This is a genomic window from Roseixanthobacter finlandensis (assembly GCF_043195105.2).
Taxonomy (GTDB): Bacteria; Pseudomonadota; Alphaproteobacteria; order Rhizobiales; family Xanthobacteraceae; genus NCEH01.
In genome coordinates this window covers 4,981,661-5,007,425 of the sequence record NZ_CM195536.1, presented here as the reverse complement: position 1 = coordinate 5,007,425, position 25,765 = coordinate 4,981,661, and the positions used below count along the sequence as shown (strand labels likewise).

20 protein-coding genes and 1 pseudogene are annotated in these 25,765 nt (G+C 68.0%); 12 read left to right on the top strand and 9 right to left on the bottom strand.

The window, feature by feature from the left end:
* Window positions 1-99: 99 nt before the first annotated feature.
* The 4 genes from rbfA (at window position 100) to pnp (ending at window position 4,950) form a co-directional block, all read left to right on the top strand.
* Window positions 100-543 (top strand): 30S ribosome-binding factor RbfA, encoded by a 444-nt coding sequence (rbfA, locus tag V5G24_RS23270; RefSeq protein WP_394084085.1) that lies wholly within the window; start codon window positions 100-102, stop codon window positions 541-543.
* Complete coding sequence (gene truB / locus V5G24_RS23265; protein WP_394084083.1) at window positions 540-1,739, top strand: tRNA pseudouridine(55) synthase TruB; 1,200 nt, start codon at window positions 540-542, stop codon at window positions 1,737-1,739. The genes rbfA and truB overlap by 4 nt, the downstream gene beginning before the upstream one ends.
* A gap of 500 nt (window positions 1,740-2,239) precedes the next feature.
* Window positions 2,240-2,509 (top strand): 30S ribosomal protein S15, encoded by a 270-nt coding sequence (gene rpsO, locus V5G24_RS23260; RefSeq protein ID WP_394046515.1) that lies wholly within the window; start codon window positions 2,240-2,242, stop codon window positions 2,507-2,509.
* A 254-nt stretch (window positions 2,510-2,763) separates the two neighbouring features.
* Window positions 2,764-4,950, top strand: a complete 2,187-nt coding sequence (gene pnp / locus V5G24_RS23255) for a polyribonucleotide nucleotidyltransferase (RefSeq protein ID WP_394084081.1) — start codon at window positions 2,764-2,766, stop codon at window positions 4,948-4,950.
* A 106-nt stretch (window positions 4,951-5,056) separates the two neighbouring features.
* Here the strand turns inward: pnp and V5G24_RS23250 are convergent, their stop codons facing one another.
* Window positions 5,057-5,917: a DMT family transporter gene (locus tag V5G24_RS23250; protein ID WP_394084079.1), complete on the bottom strand. Its 861-nt coding sequence runs from the start codon at window positions 5,915-5,917 to the stop codon at window positions 5,057-5,059.
* A 269-nt stretch (window positions 5,918-6,186) separates the two neighbouring features.
* Here V5G24_RS23250 and V5G24_RS23245 point away from each other — a divergent pair, with 269 nt between their 5' ends.
* Window positions 6,187-7,533 (top strand): aminotransferase-like domain-containing protein, encoded by a 1,347-nt coding sequence (locus V5G24_RS23245; protein WP_394084521.1) that lies wholly within the window; start codon window positions 6,187-6,189, stop codon window positions 7,531-7,533.
* A 21-nt stretch (window positions 7,534-7,554) separates the two neighbouring features.
* Here V5G24_RS23245 and V5G24_RS23240 read toward each other — a convergent pair whose 3' ends face one another.
* From V5G24_RS23240 to V5G24_RS23215, 6 genes are all read right to left on the bottom strand, one after another.
* Window positions 7,555-9,594 (bottom strand): methyl-accepting chemotaxis protein, encoded by a 2,040-nt coding sequence (locus tag V5G24_RS23240; RefSeq protein ID WP_394084077.1) that lies wholly within the window; start codon window positions 9,592-9,594, stop codon window positions 7,555-7,557.
* Between the two features lie 282 nt (window positions 9,595-9,876).
* Window positions 9,877-10,653 (bottom strand): bestrophin-like domain, encoded by a 777-nt coding sequence (locus V5G24_RS23235; protein WP_394084075.1) that lies wholly within the window; start codon window positions 10,651-10,653, stop codon window positions 9,877-9,879.
* Between the two features lie 219 nt (window positions 10,654-10,872).
* A complete protein-coding gene (gene fabI, locus V5G24_RS23230; protein ID WP_394084073.1) occupies window positions 10,873-11,721 on the bottom strand; it encodes an enoyl-ACP reductase FabI in 849 nt (282 codons plus the stop codon).
* Window positions 11,722-11,911: 190 nt separating this feature from the next.
* Window positions 11,912-13,129 carry a beta-ketoacyl-ACP synthase I gene (fabB, locus tag V5G24_RS23225; protein WP_394084071.1) on the bottom strand — a complete coding sequence of 406 codons (1,218 nt, stop codon included), beginning with the start codon at window positions 13,127-13,129 and terminating at the stop codon, window positions 11,912-11,914.
* A gap of 54 nt (window positions 13,130-13,183) precedes the next feature.
* Entirely contained in the window at window positions 13,184-13,714 is a 531-nt protein-coding gene (gene fabA, locus V5G24_RS23220) for a 3-hydroxyacyl-[acyl-carrier-protein] dehydratase FabA (RefSeq protein ID WP_394084069.1), read from the bottom strand.
* A gap of 337 nt (window positions 13,715-14,051) precedes the next feature.
* A complete protein-coding gene (locus V5G24_RS23215; RefSeq protein WP_394084067.1) occupies window positions 14,052-15,518 on the bottom strand; it encodes a lipopolysaccharide biosynthesis protein in 1,467 nt (488 codons plus the stop codon).
* Window positions 15,519-15,700: 182 nt separating this feature from the next.
* Here V5G24_RS23215 and V5G24_RS23210 point away from each other — a divergent pair, with 182 nt between their 5' ends.
* Window positions 15,701-16,630, top strand: coding sequence for a glycosyltransferase family 2 protein (locus V5G24_RS23210; RefSeq protein ID WP_394084065.1), 930 nt, complete (start codon window positions 15,701-15,703; stop codon window positions 16,628-16,630).
* 146 nt (window positions 16,631-16,776) lie between these two features.
* Window positions 16,777-17,337: pseudogene (locus tag V5G24_RS23205) on the top strand (GntR family transcriptional regulator); the annotation flags it as partial.
* Window positions 17,338-17,474: 137 nt separating this feature from the next.
* Here the strand turns inward: V5G24_RS23205 and V5G24_RS23200 are convergent.
* Together V5G24_RS23200 and V5G24_RS23195 are read right to left on the bottom strand one after the other, a co-directional pair.
* Window positions 17,475-18,539 (bottom strand): quinone-dependent dihydroorotate dehydrogenase, encoded by a 1,065-nt coding sequence (locus V5G24_RS23200; protein WP_394084063.1) that lies wholly within the window; start codon window positions 18,537-18,539, stop codon window positions 17,475-17,477.
* Window positions 18,540-18,549: 10 nt separating this feature from the next.
* Window positions 18,550-19,248, bottom strand: a complete 699-nt coding sequence (locus V5G24_RS23195) for an orotate phosphoribosyltransferase (RefSeq protein ID WP_394084061.1) — start codon at window positions 19,246-19,248, stop codon at window positions 18,550-18,552.
* 423 nt (window positions 19,249-19,671) lie between these two features.
* Between V5G24_RS23195 and V5G24_RS23190 the strand changes: the two genes are divergently transcribed.
* From V5G24_RS23190 to V5G24_RS23170, 5 genes are all read left to right on the top strand, one after another.
* Window positions 19,672-20,706 (top strand): glycosyltransferase family 4 protein, encoded by a 1,035-nt coding sequence (locus V5G24_RS23190; protein WP_394084059.1) that lies wholly within the window; start codon window positions 19,672-19,674, stop codon window positions 20,704-20,706.
* 36 nt (window positions 20,707-20,742) lie between these two features.
* Window positions 20,743-22,254, top strand: coding sequence for an O-antigen ligase family protein (locus V5G24_RS23185; protein ID WP_394084057.1), 1,512 nt, complete (start codon window positions 20,743-20,745; stop codon window positions 22,252-22,254).
* Complete coding sequence (locus tag V5G24_RS23180) at window positions 22,244-23,380, top strand: glycosyltransferase (RefSeq protein WP_394084055.1); 1,137 nt, start codon at window positions 22,244-22,246, stop codon at window positions 23,378-23,380. Before V5G24_RS23185 ends, V5G24_RS23180 begins: the two co-directional genes overlap by 11 nt.
* 111 nt (window positions 23,381-23,491) lie before the next feature.
* Complete coding sequence (locus tag V5G24_RS23175) at window positions 23,492-24,268, top strand: hypothetical protein (RefSeq protein ID WP_394084053.1); 777 nt, start codon at window positions 23,492-23,494, stop codon at window positions 24,266-24,268.
* Window positions 24,265-25,743, top strand: coding sequence for a GumC family protein (locus V5G24_RS23170; protein ID WP_394084051.1), 1,479 nt, complete (start codon window positions 24,265-24,267; stop codon window positions 25,741-25,743). The genes V5G24_RS23175 and V5G24_RS23170 overlap by 4 nt, the downstream gene beginning before the upstream one ends.
* The last annotated feature ends 22 nt before the right edge of the window (window positions 25,744-25,765 follow it).

The window sequence follows — 25,765 nt, the reverse complement described above, 5'->3', positions numbered from 1 at the left end:
ATGATTGCCATCGAGGCCGGACGGTCCAAGTCCGCCGGCCTCATGTTTTCCATGGCGCTCAAGATCCGCGAAAAGCGGCGCGCCGAGAAGGTTTCGACAATGAAGACTCAAACTCGTTCTGGACCGGGCACGGGCCCGAGCCAGCGTATGCTGCGCGTCGGCGAACTGGTGCGCCACGCGCTGGCCGATGTGCTCGCGCGCGGCGATGCGGTGGTGGACCCGGTGCTCACCGGCCGCATCATCACGGTGCCGGAAGTGCGCATGTCGCCCGATCTGAAGATCGCCACCTGCTATGTCATGCCGCTCGGCGGCGCCGACATCCAGCCGGTGCTGAAGGCCCTGGCCGTGCACCAGAAGGTGCTGCGCACCGAGGTCGGCCGCCGCGTGGAGCTGAAATCGGTTCCCGCCCTGCGCTTCATGAAGGACACCTCGTTCGAGGAAGGCGCGCGCATCGACGCGCTGCTGCGCCAGCCGGAAGTGCTGCGCGATCTCGAACACGAGCCCTTTACCCTCGACGACAAGACCAAGACGGAAGACCAATGATGCGGACCGAGGACGAAGCCGGCGTGGCGACCCTGGACCTCAACGCGGACCTGAACCCGGCTCCGGCCGACCTGCCGGCCGCCGACGCCCCGCAGGCGAGCACCCCGCAACTGAGCACCCAGCACGTGAGCGCCGAGGATGCGCGCCAGAGCGAATTCGGCGGCCGCGCCCCGCGCGAGGGTGAGCGCCCCCGCTATAAGAGCGCCGATCCGCGCCCCCGCACGCCGCGCGCGCCGGACGATCCCGAGCGTCCGCGCCTGCCCAAGCGCGACATCGACGGCTGGGTGCTGCTCGACAAGCCCATCGGCATGACCTCGACCCAGGCGGTTTCGGTGGTGAAGCGCCTGTTCAACGCCAAGAAGGCGGGCCATGCGGGCACGCTCGATCCGCTCGCCTCCGGCTGCCTGCCGATCGCCTTCGGCGAGGCCACCAAGACCGTGCCCTATGTGATGGACGGGCAGAAGACCTATCGCTTCACCGTGCGCTTCGGCACCGAGATGGATACCGACGATGCCGAGGGCACGCCGGTCGCCACCAGCGACGTGCGCCCGAGCGATGAGGATATTCTCGACGCGCTGGAGCAGTTCCGGGGCGAGGTGATGCAGGTGCCGCCGGCCTATTCGGCTCTGAAGATCGCCGGCGCGCGCGCCTATGATCTGGCCCGCGAGGGCGAGCAGGTGGTGCTGGAGGCCCGCCCGGTGGTGATCCACCGGCTCGATCTCGTGGCCCGTCCCGACGCCGACCATGCGGTGCTGGAAGCGGAATGCGGCAAGGGCACCTATGTGCGCGCCATCGCCCGCGACCTCGGCCGCATGCTCGGCACGTGCGGGCATGTCTCCATGCTGCGCCGCGCGGCGGTGGGGGCGTTCCTGGAAGAGCAATTGGTGACGCTCGACGATCTGCGCGCCCGCGCCGATGCCGGCGAGGGGCCGCTGTTCGAGGCGCTCGACCCGCTCGACTGCGCGCTGGAGGATCTGCCGCAGCTCTCGGTGTCGCCGCAGGACGCCCATCGCCTGCGCTGCGGGCAGAATGTGTTCCTGCGCGGCCGCGACGCGCCGATCTTCGACGGCCATGTGGCGGTGAGCTGCCAAGGCAGCCTGATCGCCATCGGCGACATGGTGGAAGGCGAAATCCGCCCGCACCGCGTGTTCAACTGGTCCCGCGCCATGCCCCGCGCCCTGCGCCGCACGGCGTGAGAGAGGTCCTTCTCCGGCTAAATTCGGCCCGATAGAGCTCACTTCGCCGAGATTGTGCTTGCCCCCTCCCCAACCCTCCCCCGCAGGCGGGAGAGGGAGTTTAGGGGGCTTGCGGTACCTGCAGCTCCCCATAAACCCGGCCCATCCCCTCTCCCGTTTACGGGGGAGGGCTAGGGAGGGGGAAGAGGCGCGAAGGGTTGAGGAGGGACCGCCGCGAGAGGCGCAAGCGCGCCGCGGCGCTGGTGGGAAAACGCCGTCGCGGCGCCGGTTTCAAGAAGCACTGGCGCTTGAGGGGCTTTCGTGTATGGTGCCCGCGTGCAGAGCACTGGAGTTTTCCAGGATTTGCGCACGCCCTTCTTTTGACCGCGCTGGACGACATCCCGGCCCGGCCGAATGGGCAAGGCCCCCTCGCCACCGTGTTCCGCAGCCCGTTTTTCGCAGCTGCGGCCCGTGTGCCAAGGCGGAGCCTTTCGTTTTCTTCTGACTGAAAGGATCATCCGATGTCGATCACGGTCGAGCGCAAGCAGGCGCTCATTCAGGATTTCGGTGCCAAGGCTGGCGACACGGGTTCGCCGGAGGTCCAGGTTGCGATTCTGTCCGAACGCATCTCCAACCTGACCGAGCACTTCAAGTCCCATAACAAGGACAACCATTCCCGCCGCGGCCTGCTGAAGCTGGTCTCCACCCGCCGCAGCCTTCTGGACTATCTGAAGCGCAAGGACGAAGCCCGTTACAAGGCGCTGATCGAGCGTCTGGGCCTGCGTCGCTGATGCCGGCGGAGCCTGCCGCGGTCGAAAAGGTCGGACCTTTTCCGCGTCGGGCTCCGGTGCCTCGCCCGTGAGGCGGGGCACGACGTGTCGGGCATGGGGCCCGCCGCGCAAAAGCGAAGCTCAAGGGAAAGTCATGGCAGGATCGCCGGACGCAACCGTCGCACGCCTTCCCGATGCGGGAAGCGCAGGCGCGCGGTGCGTCCGGCCGTCTTGCTCATGGCTCTCCCGCTTCGAAGGACGAGAGAGATAATTCCATGTTCGATATTCATCGCGAGGAACTGGATTGGGGTGGACGTACCCTGATCCTCGAAACCGGCAAGATGGCCCGCCAGGCTGATGGCGCGGTGCTTGTCACCTATGGCGACACCAAGGTTCTCGCCACCGCCGTTTCCGCCCGTGAGGCGAAGCCCGGCATCGATTTCTTCCCGCTGACGGTCAATTACCAGGAAAAGACCTATGCGGCCGGCCGCATTCCCGGCGGCTATTTCAAGCGCGAAGGCCGTCCGAGCGAAAAGGAGACCCTGGTCTCCCGCCTGATCGACCGCCCGATCCGCCCGCTGTTCGCCGACGGCTATCGCAACGAGACCCAGGTGGTCATCACCGTGCTGGCGCACGATCTGGAGAATGATCCGGACATCGCCGGCATCGTCGGCGCTTCCGCCGCGCTCACGCTCTCCGGCGTGCCCTTCATGGGCCCCATCGGCGGCGCCCGCGTCGGCTTCATCGACAATGAATATGTGCTGAACCCGACCACCGACGAGCTCAAGGAAAGCGCGCTCGACCTCGTGGTCGCCGGCACCGGCGATGCCGTGCTGATGGTGGAATCGGAAGCCAAGGAGCTGCCCGAGGAAATCATGCTCGGCGCGGTCATGTTCGGCCACCGCCATTTCCAGCCGGTGATCGAGGCCATCATCCGCCTCGCCGAGAAGGCCGCCAAGGAGCCGCGCGCGTTCGCCGCCGCCGATAATTCGGCGCTGGAAGCCAAGATCCGCGAAATCGCCGAAGCCGATCTGCGCGCCGCCTATAAGATCGTGCAGAAGCAGTCCCGCTATGAAGCGGTCGGCGCCGCCAAGTCCAAGGTGAAGAAGTATTTCGAGGAACTGGCCATGGACGGCCAGCCCGCCCCGGCCAGCCAGCAGGTCGGCGAAGTGCTCAAGGCGCTCGAAGCCAAGATCGTGCGCTGGGCCATCCTCGACGACGGCATCCGCATCGACGGCCGCGACGTGCGCACCGTGCGCCCGATCGTCTCCGAAGTCGGCGTGCTGCCGCGCGCCCACGGCTCGGCCTTGTTCACCCGCGGCGAGACCCAGGCGCTGGTTGTCGCCACGCTGGGCACCGGCGAGGACGAGCAGTTCATCGACAGCCTGGAAGGCACCTATAAGGAGCACTTCCTGCTGCACTACAACTTCCCCCCCTTCTCGGTGGGCGAAGCCGGCCGCATGGGTTCGCCCGGCCGCCGCGAAATCGGCCACGGCAAGCTCGCATGGCGCGCCATCCGCCCCATGCTGCCGCCGAAGCATGAATTCCCCTACACCCTGCGCGTGGTCTCCGAGATCCTGGAATCCAACGGCTCGTCGTCCATGGCGACGGTCTGCGGCGCCTCGCTCTCGCTGATGGATGCGGGCGTTCCCCTGCGCCGTCCGGTGGCCGGCATCGCCATGGGCCTGATCCTGGAAGAGGGCAAGTTCGCCGTTCTTTCGGACATCCTGGGCGACGAGGATCACCTCGGCGACATGGACTTCAAGGTGGCCGGCACGGATCGCGGCGTCACCGCGCTCCAGATGGACATCAAGATCGCCGGCATCACCGAGGAGATCATGAAGGTCGCCCTCGGCCAGGCCAAGGAAGGCCGCGCCCATATCCTCGGCGAGATGGCCAAGGCCCTGACCTCCGCGCGTTCGGAACTCGGCGAGCATGCCCCGCGCATCGAGGTGATGAACATCCCGGTGGACAAGATCCGCGAAGTGATCGGTTCCGGCGGCAAGGTGATCCGCGAGATCGTCGAGAAGACCGGCGCCAAGATCAACATCGAGGACGACGGCACCATCAAGATCGCGTCCGCCAACGGCGAGTCGATCAAGGCGGCGATCAATTGGATCAAGTCGATCGCCTCCGAGCCGGAAGTCGGCCAGATCTATGACGGCACGGTCGTGAAGGTCGTGGACTTCGGCGCCTTCGTGAACTTCTTCGGGTCCAAGGACGGCCTGGTCCACATCTCCCAGCTGGGCAAGGAGCGCGTCAACAAGACCTCGGACGTGGTCAAGGAAGGCGACAAGGTCAAGGTCAAGCTGGTCGGCTTCGACGAGCGCGGCAAGACCCGCCTGTCCATGAAGGTGGTCGATCAGACCACCGGCGAGGATCTGGAAGCCAAGGAAAAGGCCGACCGCGACGCGGCCCGCGATGCGGCCAAGGAGGAGACCGAGGCCGGCGCCGCCGAGTGATCGGCAGCCCCCTGCGGATTAGAACAGGAAAGGGCGGCCCTCGGGTCGCCCTTTTTGTTTGTGCGCGGCTTTTGCGGTTTCGCGCGTCCTCCGTGTCGGCGCGTCCTCACGCAAAACGCCGCGAGCCGGCGACGCAGAGCACCACGACGGCGGCGGCCGCCACCATGGTCCAGGCCACGGGCTCCCCCAGCAGCAGCCCTGCGAGCGCGAGCCCGAAGAAGGGCTGGAGCAATTGGAGCTGGCCCACCCCGGCGATGCCGCCCAGCGCCAGGCCCCGGTACCAGAAGACGAAGCCCACCAGCATGGAAAACACCGAGACATAGGCAAGGCCCAGCCACGCCGGGCCGCCGATGCCGCTCCAGGTCTGCGGCACGGTGAAAAGCGCGATCACCGCCATCACCGGCAGGGCGAGAACGAGCGCCCAGGAGATCACCTGCCATCCCCCCAGATGGCGGGAGAGGCGGGCGCCTTCCGCATAGCCGAGGCCGCAGACGAGGATCGCCGCGACCATCAGCAGATCGCCGACGAGCGAGGCCGAACTGCCGCCCGCCAAAGCAAATCCCGCCACCGCGGCGGCGCCGGCCACCGAGAACAGCCAGAAGGCCGGCTTCGGCCGCTCGCCGCCCCGGATCACGCCGAACAGAGCCGTGGCCAGCGGCAAGAGGCCGATGAACACGATCGAATGGGCGGAGGTGATGTGCTGGAGCGCGAGCGCGGTGAGGAGCGGAAAGCCGATGACCACCCCGAGCGCCACCACCGCCAGCGGCAGGAGATCGCCGCTGGCGGGACGCTTCTGGCGCAGCAGCGCGAGCAGGGCCGCACCGAGCAAAGCGGCGATGACCGCGCGGGCCGAGGTGAGGAATAGGGGCGAAAATCCACCCACCGCCACACGCGTCGCCGGAAGCGACCCGCTGAAGATGATCACGCCGAGGAGGCCGCTGCCCCAGCCCTCCGTCCCACGCTGCATGATGGTGTCCCTCGCCTCTCCCGCCGCGATAGCGCGGCCGGGATTGCGGCGACAGCCACACACCCATACGGTGAAGTCGAACAGTATGGGTCACGGAGGCCGCACACTTGGCGAACAGTGACGCGGATGGTGCGGCGGCAAGCGGCGCCGCCCAGGAAGATGCGGGCCGGCAAGATGCCCGCCACGAAGATCCCCGCCACGAAGATGCCGCCCCGGCGCAGGCGGGTGCCGCTCCGGAGGGAGCGCATCCGACGCGGACGGTTTCGGTCATGGCCGAGATCCGCCGCCGCATGGCGACCCGGGTCCTGACGGCGGGCGAAAAGCTGCCCTCGATCCGCAAGTTTGCCCGCGACATGCAGGTCTCGCCCTCCACCGTCGTCGAGGCGTACGACCGGCTCGCGGCGGAAGGACTGATCCGCTCGCGTCCCGGTTCCGGCTTCTATGTCGCCGGCGCCGTACCGGCCGGCGCGCTGCGGGACGTGGCGCCGCAGCTCGACCGCGCCATCGATCCCTTGTGGGTGTCGCGCCAATCGCTCGATGCCGCGCCCGAAACCCTGCGGCCCGGCTGCGGCTGGCTGCCGGCCGACTGGATGCCAGAAGCCGCGATCCGCCGGGCGATCCGCGCGCTCGCCCGCGCGGACAGCGCGGTGTTGACCGATTACGGGCCCACGCGCGGATCGCTCGCCCTGCGCCGGCTGCTCGCGCGCCAGTTCGCGGCCGAGGGGATCGAGGCGGGGGCGGACCAGATCCTGCTTGCGCCGTCGGGCTCGCGGGCCATGGACCTGCTCTGCCGGTTCCTGCTGAAGCCCGGCGATACGGTACTGGTGGACGATCCCTGCTATTTCAATTTCCAGGCGGTGCTGCGCGCCCATGGGGCGCGGATTGTCAGCGTGCCCTATACGCCAGGCGGGCCCGACGTCGCGCGCTTCGCCGAGGCGCTGGCGGCCCATCGCCCGTGCCTCTATCTCACCAATGCGGCGCTCCACAATCCCACTGGCGCGACGCTCTCGCCGAAGACCGCCCATCGCATCCTGACCCTCGCCGCGGCCCACGATTTGACCATCGTGGAGGATGAGATCCTGGCCGATTTCGAGCCCGAGCCGTCGCCCCGCCTTGCCGCGCTGGACGGGCTTGCGCGCGTGATCCGCATCGGCAGCTTCTCCAAGACGCTGTCGGCCTCGATCCGCTGCGGCTATATCGTCGCCCGGCCGGATTGGATCGAGGGCCTCATCGATCTTCAGGTGGCGACGAATTTCGGCGGGCCGAGCCCGGTCGCGGCCGAGCTGGTGTTCGCGACCCTGAGCGACGGCAGCTATCGCAAGCATCTCGCCGGGCTGCGGACCCGGCTCGCGAAACGCCGCCGGGAAGTGGTCGGCCAACTCGAAACGCTCGGCATCCGCCCCTGGACGCTGCCGCGCGGCGGCTTCTTTCTATGGTGCCGCCTGCCCGACGGGCGCGACGCGGGGCAGCTCGCCAAGGGAGCGCTGCGCGAGGGGGTGGTGCTCGCGCCGGGCAATGTCTTCAGCGTCACCCAATCGGCCGGCGAGCTGATGCGCTTCAACGTCGCCCAGACGAACGGCGCAGCGCTGCGGGTGATCGCGCAAGCGCTCCGGTGAGCGCCGTGCGATCGGACCCCCTCACGCCGCGCGCACCGTGGTGAGGAAGGTGCGCACCTGGCCGCGCAGAAGCTCGGCTTGCTGTGACAGCCCGGTGGCGGAGGAGAGCACCTGCACGGCGGCGCTGGCGGAGGCCTGGGAGGCCCGTTCCACGCCGGCGATATTGGTGGTCACCTCATGGGTTCCGGTGGCCGCCTGCTGGATGCTGCGGGCGACCTCGCCGGTGGTGGCATTCTGCTCGTCCATGGCGGCGGCGATGGCCAGCGAGCCGGCGTTCAGCTCGACGATGGTGCGGCTGAAGCCAGTGATCGCGCCGAGCACGTCGCCGGTGGACTCCTGGATGCCCGAGACGCGCTCGGCGATATCGGCTGTGGCCTTGGCGGTCTGCCCGGCCAGCTGCTTCACTTCCTGCGCGACCACAGCGAAGCCGCGGCCTGCCTCGCCGGCGCGGGCCGACTCGATGGTGGCGTTCAGCGCCAGCAGATTGGTCTGACCCGCGAGGGTGTCGATGACGCTGACGATGCTGCCGATCTGGTCGGCGCAGGCACGCAACTCGCCCATCTGGCCGTTGGTATTGTCCACTTCCGTCACGGCGCGCTCGGTCATCTGCGTGGACTGGCGCAGGCGCTCGCCGATAGCCCGTGCGGAGGCGGAGAGTTCCTCGACCGCCGAGGCGACCGACTGCACATTGGTGGTGGCAAGGCCGGCCGCCGACGCGACGGCGGCGGCCTGGGCCGTGGTTTCCTCGGCGGTGGAGCTGAGCGTCTCCGCCGCCTGCTGCAATTCGGTCGCGGCCGAGGCCACCGTATCCACCACGGCGCCGATGGCGCTTTCAAACTGATCGGCGAGCGCGCGCATCTCCGCTTTGCGCCGCTCCACCGTCTGACGCTCCTCGATGCTGCGCTGCTGACGCATGTGTTCGGCTTCGGCCAGCCCGTCGCGGAATACGGTGAGGGCCCGCGCCTGGTCGCCCAGTTCGTCGTTTCGGCGGGCGTAGGGGATCTGCGCGGCGAAATCGCCGCTCGAGACCTGTTCCATGGCGCTGCTCAGGTGCTTGATCGGTCGCGCGATGGCGACCACCGAATAGGCGGCCGAGGCGATGGCCGCCGCAATGGCGATGATGGTGAGTGCCAGGATCTGGAGCAGGCCGGAGGAGAGTTCCGCCGAGGACACTTCATCGAGCGCCTTGGAGCGGGCGGTGGCGCTGACCACCGCCGCCTTGATCTGGGCACTGGCATATTCGGTGCCGGGGCGAAGGCGCTGCTCCAGAACGTCCTTTCGGATCTGCACTTGCTTGAACGCATCGCGGGCCGCGACGATATAATCCTTAAACAAACCACCGATGGCCGCGATCTTTCCGGCGATCGCGCCATCGCTCGCGATGGATGTTGCGATCAGGTCGAGTGCGGCCTGTCCCCGCTTTTCGTCCTCATCGACCATGAGAGCTTCGCCGCCGTCTCCGGTGGTCGCGAAACGCCATGCGGCGGCGTCGATGCCGCGCAAGTGCTCATCGAGCACCATAAGCGCCGCCTCGGCGGTGCTGGCCTGGGCGGTGGTCACACCGCTCGACATCTTGATCTCGTTCCGAAGATCGCGAAGCGCGGGATCCCACTGCGTGATGATATCGTTGCGCGCGGCGAACGACGCGATTTCCGCCTTCTGCGTCGCGGCGATCTCCGCCACGCCGGTATCGATGTGGGAGAGGCGCGCCTTGATCCGGCGATAGCCGTCCGCGGCCTCCTTCTCGGTGATCAGCGCGATGGTCTTGTCCAATTCCGTTTTCGCCGCGGACATGTCGATGGAGATCTTGCCCAACAGGACATCCACCTCCCAGCCGGCCACCGCCAGGCGGATGTCATTGGCATTCACCTGTATCTGGCCGAGCAAAAAGCCGACGTGTTGTGTTCTTGAAAGAATATCGCTTTCCGTTTCGGCAGCCTTGTCCGCAGCCGCAATTTGGGAGGCGGCATATTGCTGGCTGAATATGATCCCTCCAGACAGGAGGATTACTATACCGGAAGCAATCCCGAGCTTCAGGCCGATGCCCATGCGGATGGCCATTGTGTCTGTCCACGGTTGATAAGCGCTCCCCAAGATCCGCCCAAACGCTTGCCCGAGGCTGTCGTGTCGCTGGACCGCCTGCCGCGCGCCCTGCGGCTCTTCACCCTGCGGCTCTTCACCCTGCGGCTTGCACCCTGCGGTTCTTGGAAAGGCACCGGCCGGCTTGCCCAGCCGACCCCTTGGACGTGCTTCGCGCACGTGCGTCCGGAATGAAGATAAAACATGGACTTGATGGATGCCGGCGCACCGGTGTCGTCAGATGTGCCGGAAACCTGGTCGCGGCTATTTTCCACAGCCCTGGGTATCGATGAAGTCTAAAACCCTCACCATGGGCTGGGGCGAGATGCTGACCAGGCCGTCGAACGGCCCGCTCATTTCCGAAATCAGGAACAGGGCGCCGGCAATGGACGCGGCGCACAGAAGCAGCGAGCCGATCACCACCATATTGGGTGGGGAGTACAGGCCGAAGCTCACGAAGATCAGAGCGAGCCAGGCAACGAGGACGATCACGAAAGCGATGGGAATGGCGGCGGCGGAATCCTGGCTGACGGTCCACCGGCTGGTCAGAACGGTCCGCAAGCCGTTCTGCACATTCGTCCGCACGGCGGCATCATCGGCGGTGGCGGGCGTCCAGTCGTGAATCATGCCATCGAGCTGAAGCAGGATCTGCCCCGAGCCTGCCGAATTGCGCTGCTCGGGCAAATCCGTCGCGCCGGTCCAGGTCTCATGCAGCACGCTGCGGATATAATCCGCCAGAAGAACCTGGGCCGGACAGCTCTGCGGCTGAAAATGACGCATGTCCGTGTCGAGCGAGAGCAGGTTCAGGGCGTAGCTGTTCACATCCTTGCTGGCATTGCCGAAATTGCCGCTAACCGAGGCGGTCATCAGGCCCAGTACCAGGGAGGCCATGGCGGCGATCATGCCGACGCCCAGCTTCACCGCGTCCTGGCTGTCCTTGCTGAGATGATGTGCCGGGAGAAGAGGCGCGACCCGTATGGCGATCGCCGCTCCGCCGAACAGAGCCGCAAATACGATTAACCCCAGTGTGAGGGCGTCCATGCATGATCTCGTTGCTGCGATGCCGGGGAGCCAGCATCCCAGCTAGAACATGAACGTGACCTTGGCAATAGCGGAGCAGAATACCGCAGGAGAAGGGGCATCGCGTTAAATGTAAACGCGGCGCGCCCGTCCGGGTGCCTTTCCTTGCAATCCAGGGACTTCCCGATCTTGACGAACGAGAGAAAAGGCACGCGGCCACGCGCCTGAAGGTCCGCGCGGCTATTCGGCGGCGTTGGCGGGAAGGTCGCCGGCGAGTTTCGCCTCGGCGTCTTCCTGGGTCTTCAGCACGTCGGGATGCGGCATGGAGATGATGTTGTAGCCGCTGTCCACGAAATGGGTCTCCCCCGTGACGCCGCTGGAGAGATCCGAAAGCAGATAGAGCGCGGAATTGCCTACTTCCTCGATGCTCACCGTGCGGCGCAGGGGGGCGTGGCGCTTCTGGTAATTGAACATCAGCCGAGCATCGGCGATGCCCGCGCCCGCCAGCGTGCGCACCGGGCCGGCGGACAGCGCGTTGACGCGGACGCCAGCCGGGCCGAAATCGGCGGCGAGATAGCGCACGCTCGCTTCAAGCGCCGCCTTGGCAACGCCCATCACATTGTAATTGGGCATCACGCGGGTGGAGCCGCCGAACGTCAGGGTCAGCAGCGCGCCGCCCTTCGGCATCAGGTCCGCCGCCCGCTTGGCGATCTCGGTGAAGGAGAAGCAGGAAATGATCATGGTGCGGGAGAAATTCTCCCGGCTGCTGTCCGCGTAGCGGCCCTTCAGCTCCGACTTGTCCGAGAAGGCGACCGCATGGACCACGAAATCCAGCGTGCCCCATTCGTCCCTTAGCCGGGAAAACAGCGCATCCACGCTGGCGAGGTCTTCCACGTCGCAGGGCGCGATGATGGTGGAGCCGAGGCTTTCCGCCAGCGGGCGCACCCGCTTGGCCATGGCCTCGCCCTGGTGGGTGAAGGCCAGTTCGGCGCCCTGACCGGCCAAGGCCTTGGCGATGCCCCATGCGATGGAATGGTCGTTGGCCACCCCCATCACGAGGCCGCGCTTGCCTTTCATCAGGTCCTGCATTGCCGGCTACCCCAGGTGTGACCCTGTCGGGTCGGAAACGTTCGAAAGGGCGATTATCAGACCTTGCCGCCAGAAACCATCGCCAAGTCGCTCCCGCGTGCCCGAACGTGATCACCTGGCATTTCAGAACCTGACGGTTCTCGCCGTGCTGTCCCGGCAGCGGCCGTGCGGCCGGTGCCGGGGGAGAGGCTCAGGCGTCGAGATGCTTCAGCACCAGGCTGGCATTGGCGCCGCCGAAGCCGAAGCCGTTGGACAGCACATGGCCGAGCTTCGCATTGTCCACCCGCTCGCGCACGATCGGCATGTCGGCGAAGGCCGGGTCGATCTCGTCGATATGCGCGCTCTTGGTGATGAAGCCGTTCTGCATCATCAGGATGGAATAGATCGCCTCATGCACGCCGGTGGCGCCCTGGGAATGGCCGGTGAGCGACTTGGTGGCGGAGATCGGCGGGCACTTGTCGCCGAACACCGCGCGGATCGCCTCGATTTCCTTTAGGTCCCCGATCGGGGTGGAAGTGGCGTGCGGGTTGATATAGTCGATCGGCGCCTTGATGCCGGAGAGTGCCAGCTTCATCGCCCGCGCGGCGCCCTCGCCGGAGGGCGCGACCATGTCGGAGCCGTCGGAGGTGGCGCCATAGCCGGCGATTTCCGCATAGATGCGGGCGCCGCGCGCCTTGGCGTGCTCCAGTTCTTCCAGCACCAGCACGCCTGCGCCGCCGGAGATGACGAAGCCGTCGCGGTCCTTGTCATAGGCGCGCGAGGCGACCGCAGGACGGTCGTTGAAATTGGAGGACATGGCGCCCATGCCGTCGAACAGCACGGAGAGCGTCCAGTCCAGATCCTCGCAGCCGCCGGCGAAGATCATGTCCTGCTTGCCGAACTGGATCAGCTCATAGGCATTGCCGATGCAGATGTTGGTGGTCGCGCAGGCGGCCGAGATGGAATAGCTCAGGCCCTTGATCTTGAACCAGGTGGAGAGCGTCGCCGAGGCGGTGGAGGACATGGCCTTCGGCACCGCGAACGGGCCGACGCGCTTGGGACCCTTGGTGCGCGCGGTGTCGGCGGCTTCCACGATGGTCTTGGTGGAGGAGCCGCCCGAGCCCATGATGAGGCCGGTGCGCTCGCTGGAAATCTCGCTCTGCTCAAGGCCCGCGTCGCGGATCGCCTGGTCCATGGCCACATGGTTCCACGCGGTGCCGCCGCCGTGGAAGCGCATGGCGCGCCGGTCCACGACCTCGTCGGCCTTCAGCGTCGGGGCGCCCTGCACCTGCGAGCGGAAGCCGAGCTTGGCGTAATCTTCCGCGAACGTGACGCCGCTGCGGGCTTCATGCAGGCTGGCCAGGACTTCCTGGGTGGAATTACCGATGGACGATACAATGCCCATTCCGGTCACGACGACGCGACGCATGTCACCTCCCTAAATCGGACCGGCACCCTGGCCGGCAATCGTGGCGGAGCGGTGTCAGCCGCCCACCGGCGCCGGGGCGTCCGCCTGGAACAAACCGACCTTCAAGTCCTTGGCGCGATAGATCACCGTGCCGTCGGCCTCCAGCCAGCCGTCGGCGATGCCGAGCACCAGCTTGGAGCGCATGACGCGCTTGAACTCGATGCCATAGACCACCTTGGAGACGGTCGGCAGCACCTGGCCGGAGAATTTCAGCTCGCCGAGGCCGAGCGCCCGCCCCCGCCCGGTGGAGCCGAGCCAGCCGAGATAAAATCCCACCAACTGCCACATGGCGTCCAGCCCGAGGCAGCCCGGCATCACCGGATCGCCCTTGAAGTGGCAATCGAAGAACCACAGGTCCGGCCGCACGGCGAGTTCCGCGCGCATGAACCCCTTGCCGAATTCGCCGCCGGTCTCGGAAATCTCCGCGATGCGATCGAACATGAGCATGGGGGGCAGCGGCAATTGGGCGTTGCCGGGACCGAACAGTTCGCCACGTCCGCATGCGAGGAGGTCTTCATACTCGAAGCTGGTCTGCCGCTCGGCCATTCTAACGGGTATCGCCATTCTGCCCACGAAGGGGTGAGTTTCGTTAGACCTCAAGGCCCGGCAAAGCCAGGCTCGAGGTTGCGCGCGTTGCGAGCGCGGGCACTCCCTATCATAGGCGGGGGCGCGCTCAAAGTCATGAAAGCGTCATGCCGCCACTTGGGGCAGGTGCTCGGCAGACGCGCGCCGCGCGCAGGGGCAGGCACACGTCGCGTGGGCGGCAAAGCGCCTGCGGCGTGAAGGCGTAAGCGCCTGCGGCACGAACGGGTCAGCGCCTGCGGCGCGCGGGGCAATCCGCCGCTGGGGCAGGGGCATGGGCATGATCGCCCCGCGCGCCGCCTCAGCGCCCGCCCAGGGGCGAAAAGCGGCGCAGCAGGGGCCAGCGTTCGGAAACCGCGGGCACCAGGCCGAGCACCAGGGTCAGCAGGGCGCCGAGCGCGAGCACCGGTCCCGCCAGCAGGAACAGGGCCAGGGGTTCGCCCCAGGCGTCCGCCGCGCCCACCGCCGCGAGCAGGAACAGCGCCACCAGGGCGAGCCGGCCGAAGGGATAGGCGATTCGCGCGTAATGATAGGAAATCGCCAGGGTCAGGGCGAAGCGCAGCACCTGCGCGGCCAGCGTCGCGCCGATGGCGCCGGCGACCCCATAGCGCGGGATGAACACGAAATAGAGGGCGATGACGACGCCGGCCGCCACCAGATTGATGGCCAGCGGCGCGAAGCCGTCCTTGCGCAGGAAGCAGCCCACCGCCACCAGCGAGGTGGATTCCTGCACCACATAGATCAGCGCCAGCCACGGCACATAGATTGCGGCGGCATGGAAGGCGGGCGGCGTCATGAGCGTGATGACCAAGGGCCCCGCGAGCGCCACGCCCGCCGCCGCCAGAAGCGTGATGAGGATGCCCACACCCACCATGCGCGCGCTGCGCGCTGCGCCCTCGGGCTCCTCCAGCACGATGAAGCGCTTGGGCATCCACCACATGTGGAACGGCTGGAGCAGCACGGCGGTCAGCACGCCGATGCGCACCGCGACGCCGTAGAGGCCGAGGGCAGCGGGATCCACCGCATCCGCCAGGATCCAGCGGTCGAACGTGCCGAGCGCGAACGCGGCGATGCCGGAGAGCAGCAGCGGCACCACATAGAGCGCCAGCCCCGGCCAATTGATGCCGCGCAGGCGGATGCCGGTGTCCTTCACCACCAGCCACACCATGGCGAGCGTCTGCGCGCCGGCCGATGCGGCGGTGGCGATCAGGATGCCGATGACGCCGAAGCCGGCATACAGCAGGCTGATGGAGAGTAGCGCGAACAGAACCGTACGGCCCAGACTGAGGGCGAGGAAGGTGCCGGCCTGTCCGCGAATCCTCAGCCAGGTGAGGCCCACGGCCAGCAACCCCTCGGTGCACAGGGCGATCAGCAGCATGCGCACTTCCCAGGTCGTGGGCGTGCCCGGCAGGACCGAAGCGAGCGGCGTCGCGAACGCCAGCCCGGCGGCGCCGAAGACAAGCGCGGTGAGCAGCGCCACGCCGAACATTTCCGCGCACACCCGCCGCCGCTCGTCCCAGCCCGCCGCCGCCCCGACGAACCGGCTCAGCGCCGTGGGCAGGGCCAGCGCGAACAATTGCGAGCCCACGTCGGCGAAGGCGAGCAGCACTTCCAGATGGCCGTAATCGTCGGCGGAGAGAAAGCGCGTGTTGACCGGCAGCAGGATCAGGCCAATCGCCCGCACCATGATGATGCCGGTGGCGTAATACAGGCTTTCGCGCACCCCGGCCGGCAGTCTCTGGAGGCTGAAGCGGGTCCGGAACGTCATTGCGCCTCTATCCGCCCCGCAATCCATTGCGGCGATGCGGGCGGAAGATTCCTTTTTCCCCGATCCCGCGCAAGCCCTTTCGCCCGCGCCGCGACGGCCTGCGCCGCGCCGGGGTGCGGCACGCGCGCCGCTATGGACGCAGGCCCCGCCATGCTAAGGCAGGCGGGAAGTTCGGGGGGACCATGCGGCCGATCTGTTCCATCGTCATGCCGACGCGCGATTGCCTCGCCTATCTGCCGAAGGCCTTTGCGAGCATTCGCCTTCAGCAGGTCGAGGGGCTGAAAATCCTGGTGGTCGACGATGGCTCCACCGATGGCACCGACGCCTTCCTGGCGGGGGAGGCGGGCCATTGGCGGGCGCTGCGGGTGCTGTCCACGGACGGCATCGGGCCGGCGCGGGCGCGCAACCACGCCATCGAACGCGCCGAGGGCGAGCTGATCGCCTTTCTCGATGCCGATGACGTATGGCTGGACCACAAGCTGTCGCGCCAGCTCGCCTACCATGCGGCCAACCCCGAGGTGGCGCTGACCGGCACCGATTATCGCTTCGTGAACGAGGCCGGGCAGACCTTCAGCACCTTCTTCGACCTTGTGAAGCCGGACGAATTCTTCTTCGGCGCCCCCGCGTTCCAGCGCCTCGCGGACCCGTGCGCGGCGCTGCTCGGCTGCAATCTCATCGGCACCTCCACCGCCGTGGCGCGCACGGAGGTCCTGAGGGCGGTGGGCGGCTTTCCCACCGACGTGCCCTCGGCGTCGGACTGGGCACTGTGGCTGAAGATCGCCGACCGGCACCCGGTCGCCATCTCCGGCGCGACCTTGGTGGATTATCTCGACCGGCCGGGCAGCGTGTCCAAGAACATCGCCGCGCGCATCGCCGCGCTGCATGCGATTGTCGATGCCTATGCCGATCGCACCAGCCCGGCGATGGTGAAGTCGGTCCGCCGGGTCCGCACCCAAATCGCCCTGGTGGAGGCGGAAGCCGACCTTGCGGCGGGCCGGACCTGGGCTTCGCTGGTCGGGCGACTCAGGGCGTTCGCCGGCGATCCCTCGCCGGAAATCGCGCGCGGCATCGCGGCGAGCCTGCTGGTGGGCATCGGCGCCCGCTCGATCTGATCGCATTTTGCGCGCGCGCCTGCCTGTTTGGCGGGCGCGGCGATCGCAAAAAAGGCCGATCCGCGCGAAAGCGGCCGGCGGATGCGCGCGGGGCTTGCATCGCGGCGCGGCGGCGGCAAATCTCTGTGCGCAGAAATGAGATCCTCATGTCCGACAGCGCAGTGATCGTCCGCCGCAGCCTTCATGGCGCCCTGGTGCCTTTGGTGCGAGACCTGATCCTCGGCGGCGAGCTTCAGCCCGGCGACAAGATCGCCGAGCAGGCCTTGTGCGTGCGGTTCGGGGTGTCGCGCACGCCGCTGCGGGAGGCGCTGAAGGTGTTGGCGGCCGAGGGCTTGCTGACGCTCACGCCCAATCGCGGCGCCATGGTCGCGCGCCTCTCCGACGGTGAGATTGATGCACTGTTCCCCATCATGGGCGCGCTGGAGGCGCTGGCCGGGGAACTCGCCTGCGCGCGCGTCACCGATGCGAAACTGGCCGAGCTGAAGGTCCTGCACGAGGCGATGGTCGCGCATTATCGCGCCGGCCAGTCGGCGCCTTATCTCAATCTGAACCGGGCGTTCCACGAGGCGCTGTTCGAGATCGCCGGCAATGCGCCGCTGACCCAGCTCTATCATTCCATGATGGTGCGCATCCACGCTATCCGCTTCGTGGCGCGCAAATCGCCCGCCCGCTGGCTGGAGGCGGTGGAGGACCATGAGCGCATGATGGAGGCGCTGATCGCCCGCGACGGGGCGGCGCTCGGGACGGTGCTGCGCGAGCATCTGCGCCACAAGGCGGAGATGGTGCACGAATCCCTCGCCGGCCTCCCAACGTTGGAGGCGCAGGGCGCGGAAACCGCCACGCGTCAGCGCAAGTCCGCGCCCACCGCCTCGGCCACCGAGGAAAATCCGTCGGCGCGCAAATGGGCGGCCAGCTCGTCGCGCACGCGCACCACCAGGCCGGGCCCCTTGAACACCAGCGCTGAATAAAGCTGCACCAGGCTCGCCCCGGCCCGGATCTTGGCATAGGCGTCCGCGCCCGAGGCGATGCCGCCGCAGCCGATCAGCGGAATGCGGCCCTGCGTGAGGCGCGCGAGCGCCGCCAGGCGCTCGGTGGAGAGCGCCATCAGCGGCTTGCCGGAGAGACCGCCGGTCTCGCTTTTGTGGGCGCTGCGCAGGCTCGCCGGACGCGACAATGTGGTGTTGCCGAGAATGATGCCGTCTGCGCCGGTCTCCAGCACCACTTCGACGATGTCGGCGAGCGCCGCGTCGTCGAGATCGGGGGCGATCTTCACCAGCAGCGGCGGGCGGCCGACGGGATCGGGAATGCTCTCGTTGCGCGCGGCGAGCGCATGGTCGATCAGCCGCCCCATCTCGGCGCGGGCCTGGAGATCGCGCAGGCCCGGTGTGTTGGGCGAGGAGAGGTTGCACACGAGATAATCGGCGAGGCGGCAGGTGGCCGAGATGCCGGCGGCATAATCCTCGCTGGCGTCCTCGGTATCCTTGTTCTTCCCCACATTGGCGCCGACGATGCCGCCGGACCCGAGCCGCTTGCCGAGTCGGTAGATGAACGGCGCGAGCCCCTCGGAATTGAAGCCGAAGCGGTTGATGACGCCATCGTCCTCATCCAGGCGGAACAGGCGCGGCTTGGGATTGCCGCTCTGCGGGCGCGGCGTCACCGAACCCGCCTCCACGAAGCCGAAGCCCATGTGCAGCAGCGGGTCGAGCACTTCGGCATGCTTGTCGAACCCGGCGGCGAGGCCCACCGGATTGGGGAAATCAAGGTTCCAGACCCGCGTCGCGAGAATGGGATCGCAATCGGTCCGCGCTTTCGGCCCGAAACCCGCGCGCAGGGCGCGGATCGCGAGCGCATGGGCGGTCTCGGGCGAGATGCGGCTCAGCGCGGGACGCAGGAGGGGATAGAGATCCATCGCGCGGGTGCTATTCGGCCATCTGCGCGACGCCGCCATGGGCTTTCGACCAGGCGTGCGGATCGTTGAGGAAGGATTCGATCTCGGCCACCTGGGCCGCGGGGAACAGGTTCTGCCGCTTCACCTCGGCGAGGATGTCCCACCAGGTGAGCAGGCGATGCAGCGACAGGCCGGATTCGGCGAACACCCCCGCCGCTTCGGCGAAGATGTCGTAATAGAAGAACACGAAGCAATGCTCGCATTCCGCGCCGGCGGTGCGCAGGGCATTGACGAAATTCACCTTGCTGCGCCCGTCGGTGGTGAGATCCTCCACCAGCAGCACCCGTTCGCCCGCCGAGAGGTGGCCCTCGATCTGGGCGTTGCGGCCGAAGCCCTTGGGCTTCTTGCGGATATATTGCATGGGCAGCATCATGCGGTCGGAAATCCAGGCCGCGAACGGGATGCCCGCGGTCTCGCCGCCGGCGACGCTGTCGAACTTCTCGAAGCCGATCTCGCGATAGATGGTGGAGACCGCGAAATCCACCAGCGCCTGGCGCACGCGCGGAAACGAGATCAGCCGGCGGCAGTCGATATAGACCGGGCTCGCCCAGCCCGAGGTGAAGATGAAGGGCTCGCCGGACGAGAAGCGCACCGCCTCCACTTCAAGGAACATGCGCGCCGAAAGCTCGGCGATGGTGGCCTTATCCGGGAAAGCTGTCACATTGGCCATGATCGGCGGCGCCCTTCGTTCGTTCGTGTGCGGAAAACGCATATATCAGAGCCGGCGTCCATGGGCACCCGGCGGCGCAGCCGAAGATGCGCGCGGCGCGCAGGGCTGGGTCCAATCGCCACAACCCGCCGCGCTGCGAGACTCCATCCGTCCGCGACTGTCTTTCGGAGCGTGGACCGCGGCCACGCCGACGATTTTCCACCGTCAGCGCCAGCCCTTTGCCGGCCATCCGCGCCCGGCGGCGGCGGGCACGGGCTAAATTATCGCTGGCGGTTCGGCGTGGATACCCGGCACAAGGCCGGGCATGACGCGGCATGATGACCGCGGGTCGCAAACGGGCGGGTCACAAACGGACGGGGGCCCGGTGGGGGCCAGGTGTGCGGGGGCCAGGTGGCAGGGTTCGGGACGGAAAGGGGAGGCGGCGTGGCGGGCGGGGAAATCTGGCAATTGGTGGATTCGCGCGGCATTGGCGGCATCGAGCGCCATGTGGCGATCCTCACCCAGGCGCTGAATGACGCCGGCCGGCCGGCGCGGGCGGTGCTGCTGGCCGACCATGGCGATCATGATTTCCTGCGCCAGCTGCGCGCCGCCGCCGTGCCGTTCACGGTGTTGCCCGGCGGCTTCCGGCCGCTGCGCGCGGCGCTGGCGGATGGGCTACCCGCTTTGCTGCACACCCATGGCTATAAGGCCGGCATTCTCGGCCGGTTCGCCGCGCGCCTCGCCGGCATTCCTTGCCTCTCCACCTTCCACGCGGGCGAGAAGGGGCGGTTTCCGGTTTCGCTCTATCAGGTGCTCGATGCCGCCACCGCGCGCCTCGGCCCGCGCATCGCGGTGAGCGAACCGATCGCGCAAACCTTGCCGCAGCCGGTGTCGGTGATCGGCAATTTCGTGCCGGTGCCGGACCAGGCGCCGCCGCCGCCGCCCTCGCGCGTCATCGCCTTCGTCGGCCGGCTGAGCGCGGAGAAAGGGCCGGACCTGTTCTGCGCCCTGGCGGAACGGTTCGCCGGTCGCCTGTCGTTCGAGATGTTCGGCGACGGGCCGATGCGCCCCGGTCTTGAGGCCGCCCATGGCGGGCGGGTGCGGTTCCACGGCATGGTGAGCGATCCCGCCGCCATCTGGCCGCGCATCGGCCTGCTGCTCATGCCCTCGCGCGCGGAGGGCCTGCCCATGGCCGCCATCGAGGCCATGGCGGCCGGAGTGCCCGTGGCGGCAAGCCGGCTCGGCGCCTTGCCGGAGCTGATCGACGATGGCGCGAACGGCTATTTGTTCGCGCCGGGCGATCTCGCTGCCGCCGCTGCCGTGCTGGAGCGCTGGACGGGGGCGGATGCGGCCGCGCGCGCCGCGCTCTCGCATCGAGCCTGGGAGAAGGTGCAGGCCGCCTACGGGCCGCATGCGCGCCTGCCTCAAATTCTCGCGCTTTATGATGCCGCCCTCGCGGGGCGGGACGGGCGCGTGTAGACTCGCCGCCATCGCCTGCTGCGCCGCGAGCCCCGTGTGACCGAACGCCTTTTCGACCCTCCCGCCGATCCGCGCCCGCGTCCCTGGCGCGAGATCGCCATCGCGGTGGGCGCGGTGCTGGCGGTGTTCGCGGCCTGGCTCAGCGTCGCCGAACCGGTGGTGCCGATCGCCCTGGCGTTCGGGCTGATCTTCCTGATCTTCGCGTTCCGCTGGCCGTTCGTGCCGTGCATCCTGTTCATCATCTTCTCCTTCCTGCGCATTCCCGAGGTGTTCCCGGTCCTGCTCAATCTGAAGATCCCGCTGCTGCTGGCCGTGCTCACCATCGCGGTGATCGGCTGGCACCTGTTCTTCCTGCGGACGATGAAAGTGTTCTGGACGCGCGAATTGAAAATCTTCGCGCTGTTCTTCTTCTTCTGCACGGTCTCGGTGGTGTTCGCGAAAAGCAAGGATCTGGCCTTCACCTTTTGGGCCGACGTGTTCGTGAAGATCGGTCTGATGACCTTCGTGGTGGCCTGGGCGACGCGCAAGCCGGAGGATTTCAGCCTCATCAGCCGGTCGTTCTGCGTGTTCGGCTCGGTGGTGGCCATGGTGGCGATCTATAATTGGATGAATGGCATCGGCCTCGTGGAGGGGTCGCGCGTCACCATCGGGCGCAACATCCGCTCGCTGCTGGGCGATCCCAACGATCTCGCGCTGGCGCTGCTGTTTCCCTTCTCGTTCGCCGCCGCCTTGCTCATGGGACGCTGCGGCTGGGCCGACCGGCTGCTCGGCGCCGTGGCCTGCGGCACCATCTTCTGGGGCATCATGTGCACCCAGAGCCGCGGCGGGCTGCTGGGGCTCGCGGCGGTGGCGGCGGTGATCGGCAGCCGGTTCGTGAAGAGCAAGCTGGTGCTGATCGGCGGCGGCCTCGTCTGTCTCTTCATTCTGTTCGCCGCCGCCGGCATTTCCGGCCGCTCGTCGGGCGGGGCGAGCGAAGGGGCGATCGTGGACGAGTCGTCCGAAGGCCGGCTCACCGCCTGGCGCGCCGCCACCAGCATGGCGATCCACAATCCGCTCACCGGCGTCGGCATCGCCAATTTCACGGCCAATTATTTCGAATATTCCGATACCTGGGACGGCAAGCCCCATGCCGTGCATTCCACCTGGTTCGGCATTCTCGGCGAGATCGGCGTACCCGGTTTCGTCACATTGATGGTGCTGGTCACCTGTATGTGGCGCATGTGCCTGCATTCCCTGAAGGCGGCGCAGGCGCCGGAGGTGGATCCGCGCTTGAAAATGTCGGCGGTGGCGCTGCTGGCGGGGCTCGCCAGCTTCTGTGTCTCCGGCACCTTCCTCACACAGGGCACCACATGGCCGCTTTATGTCATCCTCGCCCTCAGCGTCGCACTGGATCGCGCGCTCGCGCCCCCGGACGCGGAGGGGGAAGCGGACTTTCTCCCACCGCCGCGCCCGGCGCCGCGGGCGGCCTTTCCCCGCGCGCACGCGCCGGCGCCGCCCGGCCAGGGGGAGCGGGGCGAACAGGGAGAGAGGGGCGGTCATGGCAGCTGATCTGATCGTCTTCGGCGAGGATTGGGGCGGCCATCCCTCTTCGACCCAGCATCTCATCGGCCATCTGGCGCGCACCCATAAGATCGTGTGGGTGAATTCCATCGGCCTGCGGCGTCCGCGCCTGGGCGACATGCGGCGGGTGGCGCACAAGCTCGCCGCGCTTGCCGGTTCGCCGGCATCCGCCGATGCATCTGTGGTCGATGCGCCGGGCGCCGCCCCCGGCTTTCGCGTGGTGGCGCCGCGCGCCGTGCCCTGGCCCGGCAATCCGCTTGCGGAGGCGGCGAACGCCAGCCTCCTGGGCGGGCAATTGCGCGCCGTGATGGCGCAGGAAAACATGGTTCGGCCGATCCTGTGGACCTCGCTGCCGAGCGCCTTGCCGGTGGTGGGAACGCTCGGCGAGCGGGCGGTGGTCTATTATTGCGGCGATGATTTCGGCGCGCTCTCGGGCGTCGACCATGCGCCGGTACTGGATATGGAGCGCCGGCTGGTGGAGAAGGCCGACCTCGTGATCGCCGCGAGCCCGGTGCTCGCGGAGCGCTTTCCGCGCGAAAAGACGGTGCTGGTGCCCCATGGGGTGGACGCGCGCGTGTTCTCCAGCCCCGCCCCGCCCGCCGCCGATCTGCCGCAGGGCAAGGTGGCCGGCTTCTACGGCAGCGTGTCCGACTGGCTGGACCTGCCGATGCTGGCGCGCGCGGCGCAGGCGCTGTTCGATTGGACGTTCGTGTTCATCGGGCCGGTGCGCACCGATGTTTCGGCCCTGGCCCGGCTGGAGAATGTGCGCTTTCTCGGCGCGCGGCCCCATGCGGCGCTGCCGGGCTATGTGCAGCATTGGACGGTGTCGCTCATCCCGTTCCGCGACACGCCGCAGATCCGAGCCTGCAACCCGCTGAAGCTGCGGGAATATCTTGCCAGCGGCACGCCGGTGGCGGCGACCCGCTTTCCCGCGCTCGCGCCCTATGCCCATCTCGTCAGCGCCATCGATCCCGGCGGCGATCTCGCGGGCGCCATCGAGGCGGCGGCGCACCAGGCCGGCGGCGCCCTGGCCCGGCTGCGCCAGCTGGCAGTGGCGCAGGAGGGATGGGACCTGCGCGCCGAGGCGGTGGAGACCGCGCTCGGGCGGTTCTGAACGCGCGGCGATGGCCGGCGCCGCAGGGGAATCATCTATTAAGGCGGATGACGGTAAACTTGCGGCCTGCGGTCCGCCGATTCGGGGATGGGCGCTTCGGGGGAAAGGGTGATGGGAAGCCGGCGTGCTCCAGAACGCTTCGCCGCCGTCCTTCTGTGGGCTCTGCTCGCGGGAGGGCTGGGCGGCTGCGCGGGCCCGCGCGACCCCACCGCACTCATTCCGGTTTCGGTGCAGACGACGGTGATGGCGGAAGACAGGCTGCGCGAGGCGCGCGCCGCCGCGTCGGCGCAGAAGGGCGACGGGTCCGCCGTGAGCGTCACCGACATTCTGGCGCGCGCCCGTGCGGTCCAGGACCAACCGACACTCGCACAGGCGCCTTCGAATGCCTCCGCCTCCGCCGCGTCCGGTATGGCGGGCGGGCCTCCCCCCGAGGCCGCGACGCCGGAAGCCGCCGCGGCCCGCCGCGCGCTGCTCGCCGCGACGCCGTCCCCAGTGCCGTCCTCGGCGTCCGCCGGTCTTCCCGCCGCGCGGCAGGTCAGCGCGTTCGCCGCAGATTCCACGGGAGACACCACGGGCGCCCTGCCGCGCCCGTCCACCCGTGCGCCGCTGATCGACATCGTGTTCGAGCCCGGGCAGGACGCGCCGAGCGCGGCCGACGCGGCGGCTTTGGCCAGGGCGCTCAAGGCGGCCCGGCTCGGTCCCGGCCGCCCGGTCACCGTGCTTGCCGGCCCGGGCTCCGCCGACGATCCGTTCGCCCAGGCGCTGCTGGCGAACAAGCGGGCGCGTGCGGTCAAGGCTCTGCTGCCGCCGGATCTTCCCGCCACCCAACTCTACGACCCGGATCTTGAGCCCGATACGGTGCGCATCCTCGCGGGAAGCCGCCCATGAGCGCGCTGTTCGAAAGCACCGCGGACACCCTCGCTTATATCGCCCAGGTGGCGTGGCGGCGCCGATTCCTGGCGTTCATCCCGCTGCTGCTTCTGCCGCCGCTCGCGGTGGTGACCGCCATGGTCGCCCCCAAGCGCTACGAGGCGCGCATGACGATGCTGGTGCAGGAGCCCTCCAAGCTCAACCCGATCCTGAAGGATATCTCCATCAATCCCAATCTGAAGGAGCGCATGTCGGCCCTGGTCGCGCTCGCCCATTCGGAGGTGGTGCTGGGCAAGGTGCTGGAGGATCTCGGGCGGATCGGACCGACCACGGACCCGCGCGACCGCGATTACATGGTGCGGGCGCTTTCGCTGGCGGTGAACATCCAGCTGGTGGGCAGCGACATCATCGAAATGCGGCTGCGCTCCGGCGATCCGCTCTCGCCGGCGGCGACGCTGACCGCCATTGCAAACCGCTTCGTGGAGCGCCTGGTCTCGCCCGAGCGCACATCGGTCCAGGACAGCGAGCGCTTCCTGAAGCAGCAGATGGACGAGCGCCGCGCCAGCCTCGATCAGGCCGAGCAGGCCTTCGCCGCATTCCGCTCCGCCAATGCGGACAAGCTGCCGGCGCTCTATAACGCCACGGTCCAGCGGCTTGCCGGGCTGATCCAGCAATTGGAGGAAAAGCAGATGGCGCTGGGCAGCGCGGATGCCGCGCTTCAGGATCTGCGCAAGCGCCTCGCCAGCACCAACCCCTTGATCGGGCGCATCGAGGAATCCATCGTGCAGGTCTCCGCCGAGCTCGCGAGCCTGCGCGCGCGCTATACCGACGCGCATTCCGAGGTGCAGGCGGCCGAGCGCAAGCTCGCCCGGCTCGAGGAGGAGCGCCAGCACCTGCTCGGAGCGGCGAAGAACATCGAGACCGTGGATCTCGACCGGCTATGGAACCTCGCCGCCGGGGTGACCCAGCCCGGCGAGAACGGCCAGGCCCTCGGCTCGGCCCCGCTGCTGGTGTCGCAATTGCAGCGTCTTCAGGAGGCGCAGGCCCGTCGGGTGACGCTGGCCAAGGAGGTCGAGCAGATCAAGGAAGTGATCGCCACTTTGCAACGCGACATCGCGGCGTTCGGGCCCATCGACCGGCAGCAGCAGCAGCTGGAGCGCGAGGTGGGCATGGCGCGGGACAATTACGACGCCCTCGCCAAGCGCTATGAGATGGCGCGCGTCACCGGCGCGCTCGGCGTGTTCGAGGCGCCCGAGCGCGTGAAGGTGCTGGAAGACCCCGACAGTCCGGCCCGCAAGATCACGCCGGGTTATATCGTCTATATCCTCGCCGGCATCGTCGCCGGCATAGCCCTTGGAGCAGGTTTGGCCGGCATGGCGGAATTTCTCGACACCCGCTTGCGTAAGCCGGGCGACTTCGCACGCATTTTCGGCGTTCCCGTCATTGCGCGCATTCCGCGCATCGAGCCCTCTGGCGAAAGGCTTCCGGCATGAGCGCCCCGCGAGCGGATGGCGC

Bases quoted from the DNA above. Each gene is read 5' to 3' on its own strand.
- rbfA (WP_394084085.1), top strand. From the start codon at position 100: ATGAAGACTCAAACTCGTTCTGGACCGGGCACGGGCCCGAGCCAGCGT.
- truB (WP_394084083.1), top strand. From the start codon at position 540: ATGATGCGGACCGAGGACGAAGCCGGCGTGGCGACCCTGGACCTCAAC.
- rpsO (WP_394046515.1), top strand. From the start codon at position 2,240: ATGTCGATCACGGTCGAGCGCAAGCAGGCGCTCATTCAGGATTTCGGT.
- pnp (WP_394084081.1), top strand. From the start codon at position 2,764: ATGTTCGATATTCATCGCGAGGAACTGGATTGGGGTGGACGTACCCTG.
- V5G24_RS23250 (WP_394084079.1), bottom strand. From the start codon at position 5,917: ATGCAGCGTGGGACGGAGGGCTGGGGCAGCGGCCTCCTCGGCGTGATC.
- V5G24_RS23245 (WP_394084521.1), top strand. From the start codon at position 6,187: ATGGCCGAGATCCGCCGCCGCATGGCGACCCGGGTCCTGACGGCGGGC.
- V5G24_RS23240 (WP_394084077.1), bottom strand. From the start codon at position 9,594: ATGGCCATCCGCATGGGCATCGGCCTGAAGCTCGGGATTGCTTCCGGT.
- V5G24_RS23235 (WP_394084075.1), bottom strand. From the start codon at position 10,653: ATGGACGCCCTCACACTGGGGTTAATCGTATTTGCGGCTCTGTTCGGC.
- fabI (WP_394084073.1), bottom strand. From the start codon at position 11,721: ATGCAGGACCTGATGAAAGGCAAGCGCGGCCTCGTGATGGGGGTGGCC.
- fabB (WP_394084071.1), bottom strand. From the start codon at position 13,129: ATGCGTCGCGTCGTCGTGACCGGAATGGGCATTGTATCGTCCATCGGT.
- fabA (WP_394084069.1), bottom strand. From the start codon at position 13,714: ATGGCCGAGCGGCAGACCAGCTTCGAGTATGAAGACCTCCTCGCATGC.
- V5G24_RS23215 (WP_394084067.1), bottom strand. From the start codon at position 15,518: ATGACGTTCCGGACCCGCTTCAGCCTCCAGAGACTGCCGGCCGGGGTG.
- V5G24_RS23210 (WP_394084065.1), top strand. From the start codon at position 15,701: ATGCGGCCGATCTGTTCCATCGTCATGCCGACGCGCGATTGCCTCGCC.
- V5G24_RS23200 (WP_394084063.1), bottom strand. From the start codon at position 18,539: ATGGATCTCTATCCCCTCCTGCGTCCCGCGCTGAGCCGCATCTCGCCC.
- V5G24_RS23195 (WP_394084061.1), bottom strand. From the start codon at position 19,248: ATGGCCAATGTGACAGCTTTCCCGGATAAGGCCACCATCGCCGAGCTT.
- V5G24_RS23180 (WP_394084055.1), top strand. From the start codon at position 22,244: ATGGCAGCTGATCTGATCGTCTTCGGCGAGGATTGGGGCGGCCATCCC.
- V5G24_RS23175 (WP_394084053.1), top strand. From the start codon at position 23,492: ATGGGAAGCCGGCGTGCTCCAGAACGCTTCGCCGCCGTCCTTCTGTGG.
- V5G24_RS23170 (WP_394084051.1), top strand. From the start codon at position 24,265: ATGAGCGCGCTGTTCGAAAGCACCGCGGACACCCTCGCTTATATCGCC.